Consider the following 16230-nt stretch of genomic DNA (forward strand, 5'->3'; position numbering starts at 1 on the left):
CTTCTATCTTGGTCTTCCAAAACCATAAAAGTGTGATTTCCAATATTTTGAATTTATTGATGTGTATTGAATTGGATCTCCTGCGTGAATCATCATTCCGTTACCTGCGTATATTCCTACATGAGATATTGGAGTTCCACTGTTATATGTTGAGTGGAAAAATATAATATCTCCAGGTTGAGCTTCACTTGGACTTACTGGATTACAATAGTCTTTGTATATTCTCCATGCAGTTGTTCTTGGCATTCTCTTTACACCAGACTTTGTAAATGACCAACATACAAATCCTGAGCAGTCAAAGTTAGATGGTCCACTTGCTCCAAACACATATCTTTTGCCTATATGTTTTTCTGCTTCATTAAATAAGGCTTTGGCAGTGGCTGAATCAAAAGCAAGACCAGGATTTCCAAAGTTTGGATTATCTACTATTTCTCCTAAGTCCCCATTACCTGCTCCAAAAACATCTCCCATATTTCCCCTAGCTTCAAGAAGAGCTTCATAATGAACTACATTGTCTGGATAATCTTTAAATATTTCCCTAACAACTTCATCCATTTCTTTTTTCTTTAAAGTTACAATTAACTTTTTATATTCATACTCTTCTTTTTCATAGGAAGTATAAGGATTGCCACGACTATCATATCTAGTTCTTGCTACTGTTCTTGTTCTAATTTCAATTTCTTCTTTAAAATCAAGCTTATACATCTTGTCTAAAAGCTCTTTTAAAATTCCTTTTACTTCAGTTGCTGACTTTACTTCTCCACATCTTGAAGTAATATAGGATAAAAGTTCATGGGTATTATGACCAATTTCTCCTTCTTTGTTTATGATATATTCGTCATATCCAGGATGACTTGTTTTTACACTTTCGATTTGTGATTGTAGGTCATATTCCATTGATGAAAATTCTTGATTTACTTCACTTAGAACTGTGTCTTGTGATAGGTATGTTGTTGTCATTACTGAGTTTACTGAATTGCTTAGTCCACTCATACCAACACTTCCACCACCAATCATGATTAATAGCATAAGACCTAGTCCTATTACTACAAATAGAACCATCTTACTTTTTCTTACGATTAGCTCTTTAGAAGCCTTACCTAAACTTAAAATAGCTTTTTTAACTCTATCTACCAGTCTTGTTTCGTGCTTTTTAGCTATCATGCTCTTCATTTGTTTTCTCTGGTAAAACTTCTTAAATCTATTTTTCTTTATATAAGCGTCTGACTCTTTTAAATCTTCCAAGCCACTTTTAAACTCCAACTTGCTTTTTCTCTTTTTTATTTTCTTATCAAGTTTAGATAGCTTTTTTAAGGACTTTTTCTTTTTGTCTAGCTTATACTTCCTTATTCCATGCTGGAGTTTAGAGCTTACATTAGCGGCCTTTTCTCCAGATTCTACACCAGTATTGTCAGATCCTGAACTTAAATAATCTCTCACTAACTCTGATGACTTAGCTCCAGATAATAAGACCCCAGAGGATAGACTTCCTTTAGTTTTATTCTTTAAGATATTATCCTTTAGCTTACTTTTAGACTTTTCAAGCTCTCCAATCTTTTTGTCTGAGATAAAATCTTTAACATCTTGTAATTTCTTAGAATCTTTCGTTGTAACTTTCTTAGCTTCATTTTTTAAGTCATCGATTTTCTTTCGAGTGAATTTATCACTTTCATAATTTTTTCTCTTATAGTAAGTCTTCTTTTTATTAACTTTCTTTTGTTCTGAAGTTTTAAGGCTTGTTTCCTTTTCATCCTTTATAAATTCTTGATTATTGTCATTAAGATCAGGATTATCAAAAGTTTTTTCTGTATCAATTTCGCTTAGCTTATTTTCTTTATCTATTTCATTAGAAATTTTTTCCTTATCTCTAAACTTCTTTTCTTGATAAAGTTTCTGCTTTTGCTTTTTATCGATATTAGTATTACTTTCGTTCTTACTTACTTCATCTTTAACAAGATTATCTTTTCTATATATTCTCTTACTCTTCTTTGCTTCGATAGATTTATCTTCACTTGTCTGGATTCGCTTAGACTCTTTCTCGTTGATTTTGTCTTGGAATTTATCCTTACTATGGATAAGTTTATCCTCATAATTTTTAAGAACTTGTCTTTTACTTGATGCCTTCTTATTGCTTATTGGTTGAGCCTTAGCTGAAATATCATCTGTTGTTAGTTTATTAGAATTAATATTTCTACTGTTATCACTATCAAAATTTACCTTTTTGAAGTCTACATCTAAGTCTTCATCAAGTTTAAAGCTTTCATCTGCCCTTATTTCAAGATTAGCTTGTTTTGTTTCTTCAGCCTTATCCTTATTTTCTAAAACTTCTTTTCTAATTCTTTCCTTGTTTTTAGACTTCTGAAAATCTTTTAGTTTATCTTGTTTTTGATCTTTAGCTAATACATTCTCATGAATAAGTTTAGATTCTTTTTCTGAAATTTTATCTCCGAACCTATCCTTAGTCTTAATTATCTTATTGGTATAATCATCTGAATGAACAAGTTTACTATCCATATTTTTTTCAGGAGCGTCCCTATTTCGTATAATTTTCTTTTGAAAATCTTTTTTTAGTTTTTTATCCATATCACACCTACTTAGCTTCTTCTGGTTTTGTTGTCATTAGCTTATATAACATGGTGTCTTTAGGGAATTTATCTATAAATGGAACAATAGTATTTCCAAAGAATAATAGTCCCTCACCTGCATTTGAATTAGTAATATAGTTTAACTGATAAGGCGATATTTTTAATTTCTTAGCAAGAATATCCCTATCTCCAGATGCTTGATTTAACATTAGAACAAAGTCTGTATTATCAAAGATATTTTCAATTTCCTGACTTGTTAAAAGGTCTTTTACGTTTTGAGTTATGCCTGTTGGAATACCTCCCCATTTTCTAAATCTTTTCCAGATTTCTACTGAATATGAAGCAGTTTGTGGGTCTTTTAATAAAAGGTGGAACTCATCTATATAGTATCTTGTAGACTTGCTTCCTCTATTTAGGGAAACCTTGTTCCAAACTTGGTCTTGAATTACAAGCATACCTATTTTTTTTAGTTGTGTTCCTAGCTCTTTTATATCAAAACAAAGCAGTTGCCTATTTAGATCAACATTTGACCTATTATTAAATACATTAAGACTTCCCTTAACATAAATTTCCATTTCTGTTGCGAGCTTCCTACCAACTCCCTCTTCTTGAGATAGGAGCATATCGTATAAATCTCCTAATATAGGCATATTTTCTGGTTTTGGGTCTTCAAAATACTTTTGATATATCTTTGGTAAACACCTATCTATAACAGATTTTTCTGCAGCAGTAAGACCAGATCCTCCTACTACAAGCTCAAGCATAGACATTATGAAGTTTGCCTTATCCTTTAAAGGTGCGTCCCCATCTCCATAGTTCATATTAATATCTAGTGGATTTAGGTAGTCCTTTGACTTTGCCGAAACTTTAATAACTTCTCCATTAAATTGTTTTACAAGGTTTGAATACTCGCCTTCAGGATCACAAATAATTACATCATCATCTGTTACAAGAATTGCATTTGCCATCTCTCTCTTTGCTGAGAAAGATTTACCAGAACCTGGTGTACCTAATATTAATCCGTTAGGGTTCTTTAGTTTCTTCCTATCTGCCATTATCAAGTTTTGACTAAGGGCATTTAAGCCATAGTACAAAGAATTTGCCGAATCAATAAATAGCTCTTCTGTTGTAAAAGGCATAAATACTGCCGTTGATGATGAAGTTAAAAATCTTTTTATTTCGACTTGGTTAACTCCTAGAGGTAAGACAGAAACAAGTCCTTGTTCTTGTTGATGAGATAATCTTTTTACCTGACAATTATGTCTGTTTGCAATTGATGATATTTGAGCAATAGTGTTTTCTAATTTTTGATTAGTCCTAGCAAAATTCATCATTACTATGGTAACTACAAAGAGCCTTTCATCTCTATTTTGTAAGTCAGATAACATGGACTTAACATCAGCCCCAAAAGTATTTATATCTGAAGGAATAATATCCATATCATATCCTGCACGAACTGCTTTCTTTTGTTCTTCAATTTTCATTCTGTCTAGGTCTGTGTTCTTTCTCTTAATGAGTTTAATTGCTTCTGCTTGTTCAACTACATCTATATGAAAAGCTACATAAATATTGTCATCAATATCTAAAAACTCAGATAACATTCTGTCTGATAACTCGCTTGCAAGTATTTGAAAATGACTTACTGCCCCAATGTATTTGCCAAATTTAAAATTATTTGCTGGTGCAAAATTAAAGATATTGGGAGTTATATGTGATTTTGTAGACTCTTTCTTCTTCAAATCTTTATATGAAAAATCAAAGTTTTTGTCTGGATTTAACATATCGTGAACAAGTCTTAACCTTTCTTCGCCATCAAGACTTTCTGCTCTTACTCCCATAGATTTAAAGTTAGATAAAATATCTACTTCAAGTCTATTTAACTTTGCTCTTGCTTGCTCTAGGTTATCGGCTTCTATTGTAAAGGTTATATACTTCATCTTTTTAAGTCCGTTATTCCCCTTTGCAAGTTGAAGCTTTAACATTTCCCTAAACTCTTTTCTTACATCGTCATAGAAGTCTCCCTTATCAGCAATTTTAATTGCGTCTTGTAGGTCTATATTTCTTCCTAATTGATTTACATATGAAAGTTCAATGTGGACACTTGGATCAAAAGAATTTAAAAAGTTGGCAAACTGGTTAAAGATTAAATCTCTATCTTCTTCCAATGCCAACTGGTAATTTATATCTTGAAATGAAATTGTCTTTGAATAATTTTTTTCATCTAACTGGCAAATGCCCTCTGGTAACATTCTTATATATGGAATTGTATCCTCAACAGTAAATCTCTTTTTCTCTTTCTTTAAAAGTACACTTAGAAGACTATTTGTTGAATCTTTCTTTGTTTTTTGGTTTCTTACTTCCTTTCGGTCTTTTTTTAATTGTTTTTCCCTTAGATTTAAGTCGCTGATTTGCTTTTTTCTTTGCTTCAAGGTATGCCTCCTTTCTTATTCTCTTAGTTGGTTGATAAAACTTATGAAGATAGAAAAATCTAAAATACTTTTCAAAAGTTAAAGTGTCTTTTTCATATAAGGTTATAAAAAAGATTGGCAGGGTTACTATTAGCATTACAATAATTGAAACATCATTAGGTAGATATTTCTTCATAAATAAATAGGTTGGTATGCCAATTAGTCCTGCCACAGAAAAACCTATAAGTTGTCTTTTGGTTAAGTTAAAGGCAACCTTTGTTTTAATCTTGTCCAAATCTTTTGGTATTGGTACATATGCCATTTTAATCTCCCTCTACTTCTTCTTTGGAAAGTTCAAGTATATGGTCATAATTAGATGTTGTTTCTTCTTCTAGGTAGCTAATTCTTTCTTCTAATTCTTCTTGTTTTTCTTCATTTCTGTCATTGTATTCTCCTTGATACATAACAAATTCATTGTGACATCTTCCGAGCATATTTATTCTCCTCTTTAAGTTTCTAATCTCTTCATTTTTTTTCTTCTCTTTTAAGATTTCATAAGTTCCTCCCAATAAAATTCCAATTCCCAATAAAGCACAATTTTTCTTTTTTAACATTTATTCCTCCTAGTGCGTATTCATAATACTTTTTGCAACTGTTCCACTCTTAAACATCATAAGTCCAAGTAATAGAGCATATCCTAATATACTAAACAAGCTTGCGTGGATATCTGTAACCTGTACCGTTCTTATTAAAACGGTATAGATACCTAAACATATCATCAAAAACAAACCTTGTAATCCCAAGGCAAAAAGTCCCTTGATATAATTTGTTCCAATCTGACCCCATTCTTTATTTCCCATAGTCGCAAATGGTATGGATGATACTGATGAGTAGACATATATTTCAAACATACGCCCATATACTATTAAGGTAATAGTTAAAGATATACATTGAATTGCAATCCTAACAAGGCTAGTTTCGACTAATATCATTATTAATGCACCAACATCTTTTTCTTTTAATGTATCAACCATTGCAACTATTTGATCTCCTGAAACAGTGGCAGAAGTAGTGATTACCCCTGCCGCTTTGTTTACAAGATTTTGTGCCACATCAAAGACTGCCATTGAAAATTCAAAGGCATGGCTTGCAAGGTAGACTGCTATAAACATCTTTATAATGTATTTGAAAAACTCAAAAGTATCTGTATCGTGCATATTATTCTTCTGCATAACCATATTTATGAGTTCAATACATAAAACTGCTGTTATAATAAGACCTGCTATTGGAACAATCACATTATCATTAATGTTTTTTATGAAGTTATATACTTCTCCATTCCAACCCATTGGTGTTTTCCCAACATCAGTTGCAATAACTCCTACCTTGTCGTTTATATCTAAGAACATGGACTCAAGATTTGCTTTGATACCTCCGAGTAGCATATCCTTAAAAAATTCAGTTAGCTTGTCAAAGATACCAAACATAGACTTTCTCCTAATTTAAAACATTTGCAAGTAGTGGAATTAATTTAATACCGATTAGTACAATTCCCCCACCAGCCATAAGCTGCTTAATACCTTGAGATTTAGCACCAGGGTTATCATTACCATAACCTTCCATCAAGTTAATAACTCCCCATGCTCCTAAACCTGCACCAATTGCAGTTACAAGTGTCTTTAAAACTCCAACTCCAGCTGTAAAAAATTCCATATTATTCCTCCTCGTTTTCTTTCTTATTTTCTATTTTGTTTAGTGATTTAACTATAAAGTTCTTGTAGACCTTATCTCCTTTTTTGTTTTCTTTGAAATATCCAAAGACATGGATCAGATCTCCTTTTTCAAATTCTTTTACAATTTCTACCTTTTCTCCATATACTGAGCAATTTGTATATTCTTTGCCCTTTCCATAATTTTTAACAAGAGCAAAATTTGCTACTTGAACATTTTCTCCATCTTTTTCAAATTCTGAAAATTTAGCTTCCTTAACTAAATTTGCATTAATATTTATCATTTCTCTATCCATTAATTTCTTCTCCTTAATCTAAAAATTTCAATTAAAAAAGCGACTGAACTTATATTTCAATCGCTAAATGTCTTATATATTAAATTGTTTTAAGTGGGGCTTCTTATCCTTACCATTTAAACCTCCTAATTTTGAGTATAAAAAAAGACGATAGAGTTTAATTATCTATCATCTCTTGCGTTTCTATTTAATTATTTGGCTCGACAAACTGGGATTGTCTAAAATAGTAAAGCCGTACCGCTTACTATTTTTTCTTTTACTGCTGAAACAGTATCTTTGATTGAATGCGTAGTTGTATCTATAACATTTAATTCATAGATTCCTAAATTGGAAAATTGCTTCCACATTGTTTCAACTAATTCAATATTTGTTTCTCTGTCTAACTTTGAGCGTTCGATAGCTCGCTTCATAGTTTCTTCTTTACTTGCCCTTAAAACGATATAGTGTACTTCATAATGCTCTTGAACAATGTTGAGCCACGGCTCTAAAAACCACGGTCCTACAATGCCATCTACAATTACATCATATCCACCACGAGCATATCGCTTCGCAGCTTCTAAAAACGCTTCAATGACAATCAAATTTTGCTCATTTGATTCTGGCAAATGCGGTGGTATTGCCCCTTTACTCAAATAATGATAAAAGTCATCTGTGTGCATATGCACAGACTTTTCCAAATCTGATTCTTTTGCAACAGCAGATGCCGTTGTAGTTTTTCCTGTCCCCGGCGCACCTGTGATTACAATAATTCTACCTTGATTCATCTATATTTTACCTCCACAACTTCCGATTCTATTATATCACATAGTCTACTATTTTAAAATAGCCCCTCGCCCATGTAAACTCTTACAGTAATTATTACAATCTTGTTATCACTGTATTACCATTTATCTTAGCTTTACCCTTTCGTGTAATATACTTTTCAATATCAAAACCATTTCTCCCATCATAATCTTCCAACAACTTATAATTCTTATGCTTTGTAATATCAAATTTATCAGATAAGAAAGGTCTTACTCCTCTTAGTTGGTATATGCACTTTCCACCATCCATTACAGTTATTTCATCTTGGCTCATAAGTTCCTTACCAGTTTTTTGGTAATTTAGACCAAAAGATTTTTGATTTGACCTTGTTTCTGATGTGTTATATAGGTCTATGGTTTCTTTTCCTAAGGTTTCTGATAACTCTTTTACTGTTGTTTTTTCTTTTCCTCCTAGAAAGAGTGTTGAGTCACAGTTACCAACTATTGTATCTGCATGGTCTTTGTAAATTGCTTTTAATTGAGATTGTGCTTGCAGTATTATACTTGCTGATATTTCTCTTGAACGAATTGTTGCAATCAATTTTTCAAATTTTGGAATTAAGCCTATATTGGCAAACTCATCAAGTAGACATCTTACATGAACAGGAAGTCTTCCACCATAAACATCATCTGCCTTATCACATAGTAGATTAAATAATTGGGAATACATTATTGACACTACAAAGTTAAAGGTATCATCAGTATCTGATATTATTACGAATAATGCAGTTTTTCTATCTCCAATTTTATCGAGTTCTAATTCATCTTCGCTCATTAGTTCTCTAAGCTCTCTTATATCAAAAGGTGCAAGCCTTGCTCCACATGATATGAGAATTGACTTAGCAGTTTTTCCTGCTGCCAGCTTATATTTTTTGTATTGCTTAACCGCAAAATGATTTGGCTCTTTCTTTTCAAGAGCTTCAAAGAGCCTATCAATTGGGTTCATATAGGTTTCGTCATCTTCTCTGACTTCACTTGCGTCAATCATATCCAAAAGAGTCTTAAAGTTCTTTTCTTCTTCTGGTGCTTCATAATAGATATAACCGATGAGAGCAGTGTAATATAGCTTTTCAGCCTTTACCCAGAAATCTTCTCCTGCCTTTTCTCCATCTCCCTTGGTGTTAGCAATAATTGTTTGGACAAGCTTTAAAATATCTTTTTCACTTCTCAAATAGGCAAATGGATTGTATTTCATAGATTTTTTAAAGTTTATTGTGTTTAATATCTTTATCTCGTATCCATTTTCATAAAGCATTTTCCCGCACTCTAACACAAGCGTGCCTTTAGGGTCTGTTACTACATAGGAAGAGTGCATTTGCATTAGATTTGGCTTTACATAAAATCTTGTTTTACCTGATCCAGAGCCACCTATTACTAATACATTTTTATTTCTAGCATATTTAGGGTTTTTAGGTCTTGAGTTCATTGTTAGTCTTTCAGTATTAGTTATTAGAACATTATTTTCAAACTTAGGGTCAATATATGGAGCAATATCCTTGCTTTCTCCCCATCTTGCAGATCCATACTCTTTACCTTGCCTATATTTCTTTTTGTTTTTACCTTTACTATAAACAATTAACTTGAGCATGGCAGCAACTGAAATACCTACTAACAAGTCCCTTGGATTAAGGCTTGGTATATAAGATAAAGTTCCTATATCAGAAATTCCCACCATTATTCTATCAATAATATCTCCTCCTACATAAGAATTGATGTGCTTAGAAAAGATATTTCCAATGTAGCAAAATGATAAATAAGGAATGTTTGATAATATAAATTTCTTTGGGTTGTCTATTTTAATTAAGTTTTTAATATCAGAAAGAATGGCTTCTAATACATTATTCATCGTAGAAACCTTCACTATCTAATAAAATTAGTAGGTAGTGTCTTCCCTTTGGTGTTATAAATGTTTGTATTCCTACAAGTGTACCTAGTGGATCAACCCATTCCTTTACTTCAAAATATCCCTTATTCTTATCTGCATAAGGTAAGAGTTTCTTTTTCTTATCTCTATAAATTAATCCCTTATCCATTAAAAAGCTTATAAATTGATTTTGTGGTATCCCTAACTCTTTGGCAGTATTTCTAAAGTTTGTAAGTAGGTTATAATCTACTAATTTGTCATAATAATCTGCCTTTGGTCTTAATTCTCCAATTTCTTCTTCTCTTTCAGCAATAATTCTATTGGCTACAAGAATTGCATCTGCAAGTAGCTCTTCGTTAGTTTTCTTTTCTTGACCAGCTATATATCCTCCATTCTTTCTAATACTTGGTAAGACTTCTCTAGTTACCCAAGCTTTGAATATTTTTGCTTGTGGTAGTTTTGATGAAAGGATAAGTGAATACAATCCTGATTCGTTAATTATTGAAATATTCTGTATTCCTCCAGGGGTGTTCCATTTCGTTACACCCTTATCTTCTTCATCTACATGGTCATAAATAGCTTTTCTTGGATTGACATATCCTAGCATAGTTGCTACTTCATTTGCTATAAAGAAAAACTCACCGCCTTTTTCTATAACAGTGAGTTTCCCAAAATTCTTATTTTCAAATGTTTTTAAATTACTTATCATAAGCTTTGCTCCTTATGTTTATTTTTAACTTTATCTTTAGTAATGGTGTCCTTAGCCATATCTTTAAACTTATTTATTGTCTTCGTTATTGAATCTTTTCTATCGGCCTTTCTTTCAGAAGCCTTAACTGCTTTTTTAAAGGCGTGTTCCATTACCTTTATATCCTTAGATTGAAAAAACACAGAGTGATTACCAGTTTCCTTATCTTTCATAACAGAAAACTTCACTCCGTGTTTATTTAAAATTTTCCTTAATTCTTTTAACTCAGGATCTTTTAGATTAATTTCTTCTAACTGTCCCTTTTTAACCATATCTTTTAGTTTTACTTCTTCTCCGTTATTTTTTATTACATTTTTCAAGCCTCCTTGTTCTTCTATTTGCTTGTGTACTTTCTTTAAGGCATCAAGAATTGCTTTACTTGTTGCTTTTGCAAGCCTTACTTCAAGATTAAGACTTGACCTGGATACTTCTTCATTAATCATCTATTCCACCTCCATATAAAAGTAACTCTTTGTATTTTCTTAACTTCTCCTGATGGATTTTTCTTCTATGTTTTTCATTTTCTGTGTTCCTCTCTTTCTATTTTTGAGCAAAGAAAAAACAGTAAACCATTTTTGATTTACTGTTACTCTGTTAATTTTTATTTAGTTGTTAATCTGGCAAACTGGGATTTATAATTCTACATAAATTCCAAAACACCTAAAAGAATGCTTGAAGCTGCTAATAATAAAACTCCAATAACTTCAAGTGTATTTTCAATGTTTTTGTCTTTTTTATATTGCTTGATAAATTTAGGAGACATAAAACCTAAACCTATACCAAATAATAGATAACCAATTCCTTTTAACATTTCGTTCCTCCAAATTGTCAAATTCTGATTTTATAAAAACATCTAATCTCTATTTCTTCTTTTCTATTAGTTTTCTGATTTCATTTAATACTCTATAACAATCTTCTTCATTTGGATGTCCTTTTGCAATTCCACCAATCTTTTTTAGGAAACCATATGTATCATATCCTCTACAATAACAGCTTCCCATATATTTAGCATCTTTATTATTCAACTTGATACCAAATGAATTAACATAATCTTTATACCTAATTCCACAAGTATAACAAAGAATTATTTTTTTGCCTGATAAATCGGTATCGTTGATGTATTCAATAATTGATTTGTGCATAGTTCCAGAATAAATTCCAGAAGCAAAAATGATATATTCGCTTTTTGATAAGTCATAATATTTATTTTGGGTAATATCTATTACGTCCATTTCATATCCAAAATTTCTTTCAATATAATCAACAACTTTTTTGGTATTCTTATGATGAACAGACGCATATAGCAATGTTACTTTACTCATTCTCAGCCTCCTATTGAATAGGAATTTTATAATAATTATTTACTATTATACCATTTTTAAGCCATTTTTTCTATATCGGCTTTCTACAGCACTTGACAGTTACCTATAAAGTTAAAGTACACATCAACTTGTTGTTTTCGGTCTTTGCCTTTTCTTCCCCCCTGTTGCTTCATGGACTACAACTTTTTCTATATATTCATTTATCATTGGTACTGTCAGTTCTTCAATATCGGTATATTTTTCTATCATCTTTAGGAATTTATCGGTGTCAACTTTTCTCTGATGGTAGCTTTCTATTTCTTGTTCAAAATACTGTATTTGCTTTTCTAAGTCTTGTTGCTCCGTATCATATATATTAAATAATCTATCAAAGTGTTTTACGGGAATTTTTCCAAGTGCATGGTCTTCATATAGTTTTGTAATAAGGGTTGTCAATTCTTCATTTCTTGATGACAGTTTTTCTAACTTTTCTTTATCTCCTTGATATTTTTCTTCTCTTTTTTCATCGGATAACTTGTTCATCACCTTTAGAAATTCTTGCTTTTCTTCTTTCGCAAAATCGGTTATTTCTTTGATTGATTTTAGGAGAATTTCATTGACTGTTTTTACTTTGATGTAGTGCATACTGCAAGTGCCTTTTCTATTTTCAAACCTCCTTGTTCTTCTATTTGCTTGTGTACTTTCTTTAAGGCATCAAGAATTGCTTTACTTGTTGCTTTTGCAAGTCTTACTTCAAGATTAAGACTCGACCTAGATACTTCTTCATTAATCATCTATTCCACCTCCATATAAAAGTAACTCTTTGTATTTTCTTAACTTCTCTTGTTGGATTTTTCTTCTAAAATCTTCTCCCGTAACTTTAACTGGTATTGTCATTTCAAGTATCCTTGAATATATCCTCTGATACTCAAGGTCAATGTTTGGATTTTGAATAATTTCCAATGATAAGTTTGTAGTAAAAATTGTCGGCTTACCCTTTAAGTATCTTGAGTTTATAATGTTATATACTTGTTCTCTTGCATAAGATGTATCCCTTTCAATTCCAAGGTCGTCTAATATTAACAACGGAATATTAGAGAGGTTATTGATAATTTCATTTGAATCTAGCTTAAATGCTGATTTTTGTATTTGGTTTATAACCTGAGATAAATTCATAATCTTAACTTTAACTTGCTTTCTTTCGATTAATTCATTTGCAATTGAACAAGCAAGATAAGTCTTCCCACTACCAACATCTCCATAAAATAAAAGTCCAACATTATCTTTTTTCATTTGTTCAAAGCTTTTGGCATAATTATAGGCAACCTTATAGGCTTGTCCCTTTTCATTTAGGAATTTCTCAAAAGTATATTTGTGTTGAAGCGGCGATGAAAAACAATCTCTTTTCAATAACGATATTTTCATCAGTCTTTCTTTTTCTTCATTTTCCTTATCTCTTTTTATTTCACACTCACATTTAATTCTGGGAATAAACTTTGTAAATCCAAGGTCAACTAATTCTCCATCGACTCTTTTACCACATAATTTACAATAAATATGACAATTTCTTTCAATATCATTTTCTCTTAATACAAAATATTTTAATCTTTTCATAAACTCTCTCCTATATCGTAATTCATTTTTCTTGTTGAGCTTTCATTAATATTTTTTGCCTGATCATTAAGATACCAATTGATTATCGTAGCCTTGTGATCTTGATAAACTCTGTCGTTTGCTTTCATATATGACGAGAGCCTATCAATGTATTCATCAATTCTGCTACCTAACTCATTTGTTAAGTCCTTGTATTCTTCATCAGTCAAAAATATGTTTTTATATATTCCATAAGGCTTTTGCCCTTTACTAAAATCATTCTTTCTTAACTCATTATTACTAATATTGTTATAGTTACCTTCCGATTTTCGAAAATCTTGACTTTCGATATTCGAATCTCTTGAATTTCGATTATCGAACTTCTGGAATTTTGTTTTTCGAACTTCTTGATTTTTTAATTCCATATTATTAAATATGCTCATAAAGTCTTTAACATAAATTCTGTTAGGCTTTCCCAGTCCTTGTCTTTTCTTTTCAATCAGTCCTATTCCTGATTTAATATCAAGCTCAGCTATTAATTTATTCGCTTTTTCACTTGCACAATTAAATTGATCTTTTATACTTTCTATTGTATAGTAAATAAAGACTTTTCCATCTTCATCTATCCAGCCATTTTTATATGAAAGCCCCATTCGATTAAGCATATATGAATACAAAACTTTAGCTTCAATAGAAATGCTCTCAAAAATCTCATCTTCCATTAATACCATAGGTAACCTAATGAAGTTATACATCTCAGATTGCCTATTATAAAAATAATCAAAATTCATTCCTGCCTCCTTTCTTTGAAATAAAAAAAGACGACAGAATTACTGCTTTCTATCGTCTAAGATTTGCACATTAAATTTTCATCACAAAATAAGACTCTTTAAAGAATCCTTAGTTTTATTGGTATGCTATTTACAATACCCATTATTAAAATGGATACTCTAAGCAGCACACCAACTATTTATTTTTTGAGTTTTAAACTTTGGTAGAAGTCTTGAACTCCTTATATTTACATAACTATTTGCCTCTATCACTATTATGACACGAAACCCTAAAAAGAAATCAAATAAACTTTCAAAAAAATCTTATAGAAAACTTTGGAGAAAAGACAGAGGCAGGAAAAGCTAGAAAAATGTTTATCCACCCATATATAAAAGATATACTTATGGACTTAGCTATTGAAAGCAAGACTGGTTATATCATAGAGTACGAAGAAAAACCTATATCCTATGATAAAATCTTCTATGATAAAATTTACTACCCAGCCTTAGAAAAAGCAGGAATATCTAGAAAGATACCTTATACTTGTAGATACACCTTCGCTACTATCGCCCATCAATCTGGAGTAGATGATAAGGCTCTGCAAAAACTTATGGGACATACCAACTTTAACATAACGGCGAATTCTTATATCCAAGATTTAGATGAGTTTATATACTCCGAACTAGTAAAAATTAAATGATGTTACCCACTGGTTACCCACTAATTAAAAAAGGAACGTTGAAACATCAACATTCCTCAAGTAAATCTGGCGCGTCATTGAAGATTCGAACTCCAGGCCTTCTGGTCCGTAGCCAGACGCTCTATCCAGCTGAGCTAATGACGCAAATGGAGCGGGTGAAGGGAATCGGACCCTCGCAACCAGCTTGGAAGGCTGGGGCTCTACCACTGAGCTACACCCGCATATATAAGATATGTAATTTTATAAAAACTTTTGGAGCGGATGACGAGATTCGAACTCGCGACCCTCGCCTTGGCAAGGCGATGCTCTACCCCTGAGCCACATCCGCATATAATATTATTTTGGAGCTGATGATAGGACTTGAACCTACAACCTATTGATTACAAATCAATTGCTCTGCCAATTGAGCTACATCAGCAATGTCTTATTAATTATTGGCGACTTGGATGGGATTCGAACCCACGACCTCCGCCGTGACAGGGCGGCATTCTAACCAACTGAACTACCAAGCCAGACAGGGCATATGTATATCGACACCCTAATTTTTATTTTGATTTGTAATAAATTGGTGGAAGTAACAGGGCTCGAACCTGTGACCCCCTGCTTGTAAGGCAGATGCTCTCCCAACTGAGCTATACTTCCATATGGTGACCCTACCGAGATTTGAACTCGGGATACCACCGTGAAAGGGTGGTGTCTTAACCGCTTGACCATAGGGCCTAATTTAAAAATAGATGGTGACTCCAATGGGATTTGAACCCATGATACAGCCTTGAGAGGGCTGTGTCTTAACCACTTGACCATGGAGCCAAATATCTAGCCTAAGCTAGATAAAAATATTGGTAGCGAAGAAGAGACTTGAACTCTTGACACTCCGGGTATGAACCGAATGCTCTAGCCAACTGAGCTACTTCGCCATATGGTTGCGGGAGTAGGATTTGAACCTACGACCTTCGGGTTATGAGCCCGACGAGCTACCAAACTGCTCCACCCCGCGACAATTATTGGCGCTCAGGGTGGGACTCGAACCCACAACCTACCGGTTAACAGCCGGGTGCTCCACCATTGAGCTACCTAAGCATAATATAAAGTCCCTCACTAGGGAAATTATACAAATTATTTTGTTTAGCGGCGTCCTACTCTCCCGGGAGGTTTCCCTCCGAGTACCATCGGCGCTCATAGGCTTAACTTCTGTGTTCGGTATGGGAACAGGTGTATCCCTATTGCTATCGCCACTATATAGCCCTATCCAATTCACGAAGTGAATTTTGGAAGATCTTACTTAGCGTAAGCTAAGTTCCTTTTTTTGAACCCTTTCTAAATAGACAAATATATTTCCAGTCAAGCTTTCGAGTTTTAGTATCCCTTAGCTTAATACATTACTGCACTTGCACCTTGGACCTATCTAGGGAATTTTCTTTTCCCACTCTG

Annotated in this window: 16 protein-coding genes, 11 tRNA genes, 2 rRNA genes and 2 pseudogenes; 1 reads left to right on the forward strand and 30 read right to left on the reverse strand. The window is 32.5% G+C overall.

Annotated elements, in window-relative coordinates; all coding sequences use genetic code 11:
* Nucleotides 1-3: 3 nt before the first annotated feature.
* From MUN42_RS09605 to MUN42_RS09685, 17 genes and pseudogenes are all read right to left on the reverse strand, one after another.
* On the reverse strand, nucleotides 4-2583 hold the full coding sequence (locus tag MUN42_RS09605) for a C40 family peptidase (RefSeq protein WP_243344619.1): 2580 nt from the start codon (nucleotides 2581-2583) through the stop codon (nucleotides 4-6).
* A 7-nt stretch (nucleotides 2584-2590) separates the two neighbouring features.
* Nucleotides 2591-5014 (reverse strand): VirB4-like conjugal transfer ATPase, CD1110 family, encoded by a 2424-nt coding sequence (locus MUN42_RS09610; protein WP_279323830.1) that lies wholly within the window; start codon nucleotides 5012-5014, stop codon nucleotides 2591-2593.
* On the reverse strand, nucleotides 4905-5315 hold the full coding sequence (locus tag MUN42_RS09615; protein ID WP_243344620.1) for a PrgI family protein: 411 nt from the start codon (nucleotides 5313-5315) through the stop codon (nucleotides 4905-4907). Before MUN42_RS09615 ends, MUN42_RS09610 begins: the two co-directional genes overlap by 110 nt.
* A gap of 1 nt (nucleotide 5316) precedes the next feature.
* Nucleotides 5317-5607, reverse strand: a complete 291-nt coding sequence (locus MUN42_RS09620; RefSeq protein ID WP_243344621.1) for a hypothetical protein — start codon at nucleotides 5605-5607, stop codon at nucleotides 5317-5319.
* Between the two features lie 9 nt (nucleotides 5608-5616).
* Complete coding sequence (locus tag MUN42_RS09625; protein WP_019138740.1) at nucleotides 5617-6480, reverse strand: VirB6/TrbL-like conjugal transfer protein, CD1112 family; 864 nt, start codon at nucleotides 6478-6480, stop codon at nucleotides 5617-5619.
* Nucleotides 6481-6490: 10 nt separating this feature from the next.
* Nucleotides 6491-6706, reverse strand: coding sequence for a Maff2 family mobile element protein (locus MUN42_RS09630; protein ID WP_012797151.1), 216 nt, complete (start codon nucleotides 6704-6706; stop codon nucleotides 6491-6493).
* A 1-nt stretch (nucleotide 6707) separates the two neighbouring features.
* Complete coding sequence (locus tag MUN42_RS09635) at nucleotides 6708-7019, reverse strand: single-stranded DNA-binding protein (RefSeq protein ID WP_243344622.1); 312 nt, start codon at nucleotides 7017-7019, stop codon at nucleotides 6708-6710.
* Between the two features lie 218 nt (nucleotides 7020-7237).
* Nucleotides 7238-7783, reverse strand: coding sequence for an AAA family ATPase (locus tag MUN42_RS09640; protein ID WP_039121379.1), 546 nt, complete (start codon nucleotides 7781-7783; stop codon nucleotides 7238-7240).
* Nucleotides 7784-7877: 94 nt separating this feature from the next.
* On the reverse strand, nucleotides 7878-9668 hold the full coding sequence (locus MUN42_RS09645; RefSeq protein WP_222378508.1) for a VirD4-like conjugal transfer protein, CD1115 family: 1791 nt from the start codon (nucleotides 9666-9668) through the stop codon (nucleotides 7878-7880).
* Nucleotides 9661-10395, reverse strand: coding sequence for a phage antirepressor KilAC domain-containing protein (locus tag MUN42_RS09650; protein WP_222378510.1), 735 nt, complete (start codon nucleotides 10393-10395; stop codon nucleotides 9661-9663). The genes MUN42_RS09645 and MUN42_RS09650 overlap by 8 nt, the downstream gene beginning before the upstream one ends.
* On the reverse strand, nucleotides 10392-10877 hold the full coding sequence (locus tag MUN42_RS09655; RefSeq protein ID WP_222378512.1) for a PcfB family protein: 486 nt from the start codon (nucleotides 10875-10877) through the stop codon (nucleotides 10392-10394). The genes MUN42_RS09650 and MUN42_RS09655 overlap by 4 nt, the downstream gene beginning before the upstream one ends.
* A gap of 197 nt (nucleotides 10878-11074) precedes the next feature.
* Nucleotides 11075-11245 carry a hypothetical protein gene (locus tag MUN42_RS09660; protein ID WP_004829918.1) on the reverse strand — a complete coding sequence of 57 codons (171 nt, stop codon included), beginning with the start codon at nucleotides 11243-11245 and terminating at the stop codon, nucleotides 11075-11077.
* 49 nt (nucleotides 11246-11294) lie between these two features.
* Entirely contained in the window at nucleotides 11295-11756 is a 462-nt protein-coding gene (locus MUN42_RS09665) for a flavodoxin domain-containing protein (RefSeq protein WP_041160371.1), read from the reverse strand.
* Nucleotides 11757-11839: 83 nt separating this feature from the next.
* A pseudogene (locus tag MUN42_RS09670) lies at nucleotides 11840-12401 on the reverse strand (DUF4368 domain-containing protein); the annotation flags it as partial.
* Between the two features lie 2 nt (nucleotides 12402-12403).
* Nucleotides 12404-12529 (reverse strand): annotated as a pseudogene (locus MUN42_RS09675) (PcfB family protein); the annotation flags it as partial.
* On the reverse strand, nucleotides 12522-13349 hold the full coding sequence (locus tag MUN42_RS09680) for an ATP-binding protein (protein WP_222378514.1): 828 nt from the start codon (nucleotides 13347-13349) through the stop codon (nucleotides 12522-12524). The gene MUN42_RS09680 and the pseudogene MUN42_RS09675, both read right to left, overlap by 8 nt.
* Nucleotides 13346-14119, reverse strand: a complete 774-nt coding sequence (locus MUN42_RS09685; protein ID WP_041160369.1) for a replication initiator protein A — start codon at nucleotides 14117-14119, stop codon at nucleotides 13346-13348. The genes MUN42_RS09680 and MUN42_RS09685 overlap by 4 nt, the downstream gene beginning before the upstream one ends.
* Nucleotides 14120-14424: 305 nt before the next feature.
* Here MUN42_RS09685 and MUN42_RS09690 point away from each other — a divergent pair, with 305 nt between their 5' ends.
* Nucleotides 14425-14799, forward strand: a complete 375-nt coding sequence (locus MUN42_RS09690) for a tyrosine-type recombinase/integrase (RefSeq protein ID WP_347708775.1) — start codon at nucleotides 14425-14427, stop codon at nucleotides 14797-14799.
* Between the two features lie 67 nt (nucleotides 14800-14866).
* Here MUN42_RS09690 and MUN42_RS09695 read toward each other — a convergent pair.
* The 13 genes from MUN42_RS09695 to MUN42_RS09755 all read right to left on the reverse strand — a co-directional run.
* Nucleotides 14867-14943: transfer RNA gene (locus MUN42_RS09695), tRNA-Arg, on the reverse strand.
* Between the two features lie 3 nt (nucleotides 14944-14946).
* Nucleotides 14947-15020: transfer RNA gene (locus MUN42_RS09700), tRNA-Gly, on the reverse strand.
* A 32-nt stretch (nucleotides 15021-15052) separates the two neighbouring features.
* A tRNA-Gly gene (locus MUN42_RS09705) sits at nucleotides 15053-15127 on the reverse strand.
* 14 nt (nucleotides 15128-15141) lie between these two features.
* Nucleotides 15142-15217, reverse strand: a tRNA-Thr gene (locus MUN42_RS09710).
* 17 nt (nucleotides 15218-15234) lie between these two features.
* A tRNA-Asp gene (locus MUN42_RS09715) sits at nucleotides 15235-15311 on the reverse strand.
* Between the two features lie 54 nt (nucleotides 15312-15365).
* Nucleotides 15366-15441, reverse strand: a tRNA-Val gene (locus MUN42_RS09720).
* 3 nt (nucleotides 15442-15444) lie between these two features.
* Nucleotides 15445-15519, reverse strand: a tRNA-Glu gene (locus MUN42_RS09725).
* A gap of 15 nt (nucleotides 15520-15534) precedes the next feature.
* Nucleotides 15535-15609 (reverse strand) — tRNA-Glu (locus MUN42_RS09730).
* Between the two features lie 30 nt (nucleotides 15610-15639).
* Nucleotides 15640-15716, reverse strand: a tRNA-Met gene (locus MUN42_RS09735).
* Nucleotides 15717-15719: 3 nt separating this feature from the next.
* A tRNA-Met gene (locus MUN42_RS09740) sits at nucleotides 15720-15796 on the reverse strand.
* Nucleotides 15797-15804: 8 nt separating this feature from the next.
* Nucleotides 15805-15879 (reverse strand) — tRNA-Asn (locus MUN42_RS09745).
* 43 nt (nucleotides 15880-15922) lie between these two features.
* Nucleotides 15923-16039, reverse strand: a 5S ribosomal RNA gene (gene rrf, locus MUN42_RS09750).
* 97 nt (nucleotides 16040-16136) lie between these two features.
* Nucleotides 16137-16230: ribosomal RNA gene (locus MUN42_RS09755) — 23S ribosomal RNA — on the reverse strand; the annotation flags it as partial.

It is taken from the genome of Anaerococcus sp. AGMB09787 (genome assembly GCF_022808955.1).
Taxonomy (GTDB): domain Bacteria; phylum Bacillota; class Clostridia; order Tissierellales; family Peptoniphilaceae; genus Anaerococcus.

Bases quoted from the DNA above. Each gene is read 5' to 3' on its own strand.
- MUN42_RS09680 (WP_222378514.1), bottom strand. From the start codon at position 13,349: ATGAAAAGATTAAAATATTTTGTATTAAGAGAAAATGATATTGAAAGA.
- MUN42_RS09620 (WP_243344621.1), bottom strand. From the start codon at position 5,607: ATGTTAAAAAAGAAAAATTGTGCTTTATTGGGAATTGGAATTTTATTG.
- MUN42_RS09630 (WP_012797151.1), bottom strand. From the start codon at position 6,706: ATGGAATTTTTTACAGCTGGAGTTGGAGTTTTAAAGACACTTGTAACT.
- MUN42_RS09615 (WP_243344620.1), bottom strand. From the start codon at position 5,315: ATGGCATATGTACCAATACCAAAAGATTTGGACAAGATTAAAACAAAG.
- MUN42_RS09625 (WP_019138740.1), bottom strand. From the start codon at position 6,480: ATGTTTGGTATCTTTGACAAGCTAACTGAATTTTTTAAGGATATGCTA.
- MUN42_RS09650 (WP_222378510.1), bottom strand. From the start codon at position 10,395: ATGATAAGTAATTTAAAAACATTTGAAAATAAGAATTTTGGGAAACTC.
- MUN42_RS09640 (WP_039121379.1), bottom strand. From the start codon at position 7,783: ATGAATCAAGGTAGAATTATTGTAATCACAGGTGCGCCGGGGACAGGA.
- MUN42_RS09660 (WP_004829918.1), bottom strand. From the start codon at position 11,245: ATGTTAAAAGGAATTGGTTATCTATTATTTGGTATAGGTTTAGGTTTT.
- MUN42_RS09685 (WP_041160369.1), bottom strand. From the start codon at position 14,119: ATGAATTTTGATTATTTTTATAATAGGCAATCTGAGATGTATAACTTC.
- MUN42_RS09605 (WP_243344619.1), bottom strand. From the start codon at position 2,583: ATGGATAAAAAACTAAAAAAAGATTTTCAAAAGAAAATTATACGAAAT.
- MUN42_RS09635 (WP_243344622.1), bottom strand. From the start codon at position 7,019: ATGGATAGAGAAATGATAAATATTAATGCAAATTTAGTTAAGGAAGCT.
- MUN42_RS09645 (WP_222378508.1), bottom strand. From the start codon at position 9,668: ATGAATAATGTATTAGAAGCCATTCTTTCTGATATTAAAAACTTAATT.
- MUN42_RS09665 (WP_041160371.1), bottom strand. From the start codon at position 11,756: ATGAGTAAAGTAACATTGCTATATGCGTCTGTTCATCATAAGAATACC.
- MUN42_RS09655 (WP_222378512.1), bottom strand. From the start codon at position 10,877: ATGATTAATGAAGAAGTATCCAGGTCAAGTCTTAATCTTGAAGTAAGG.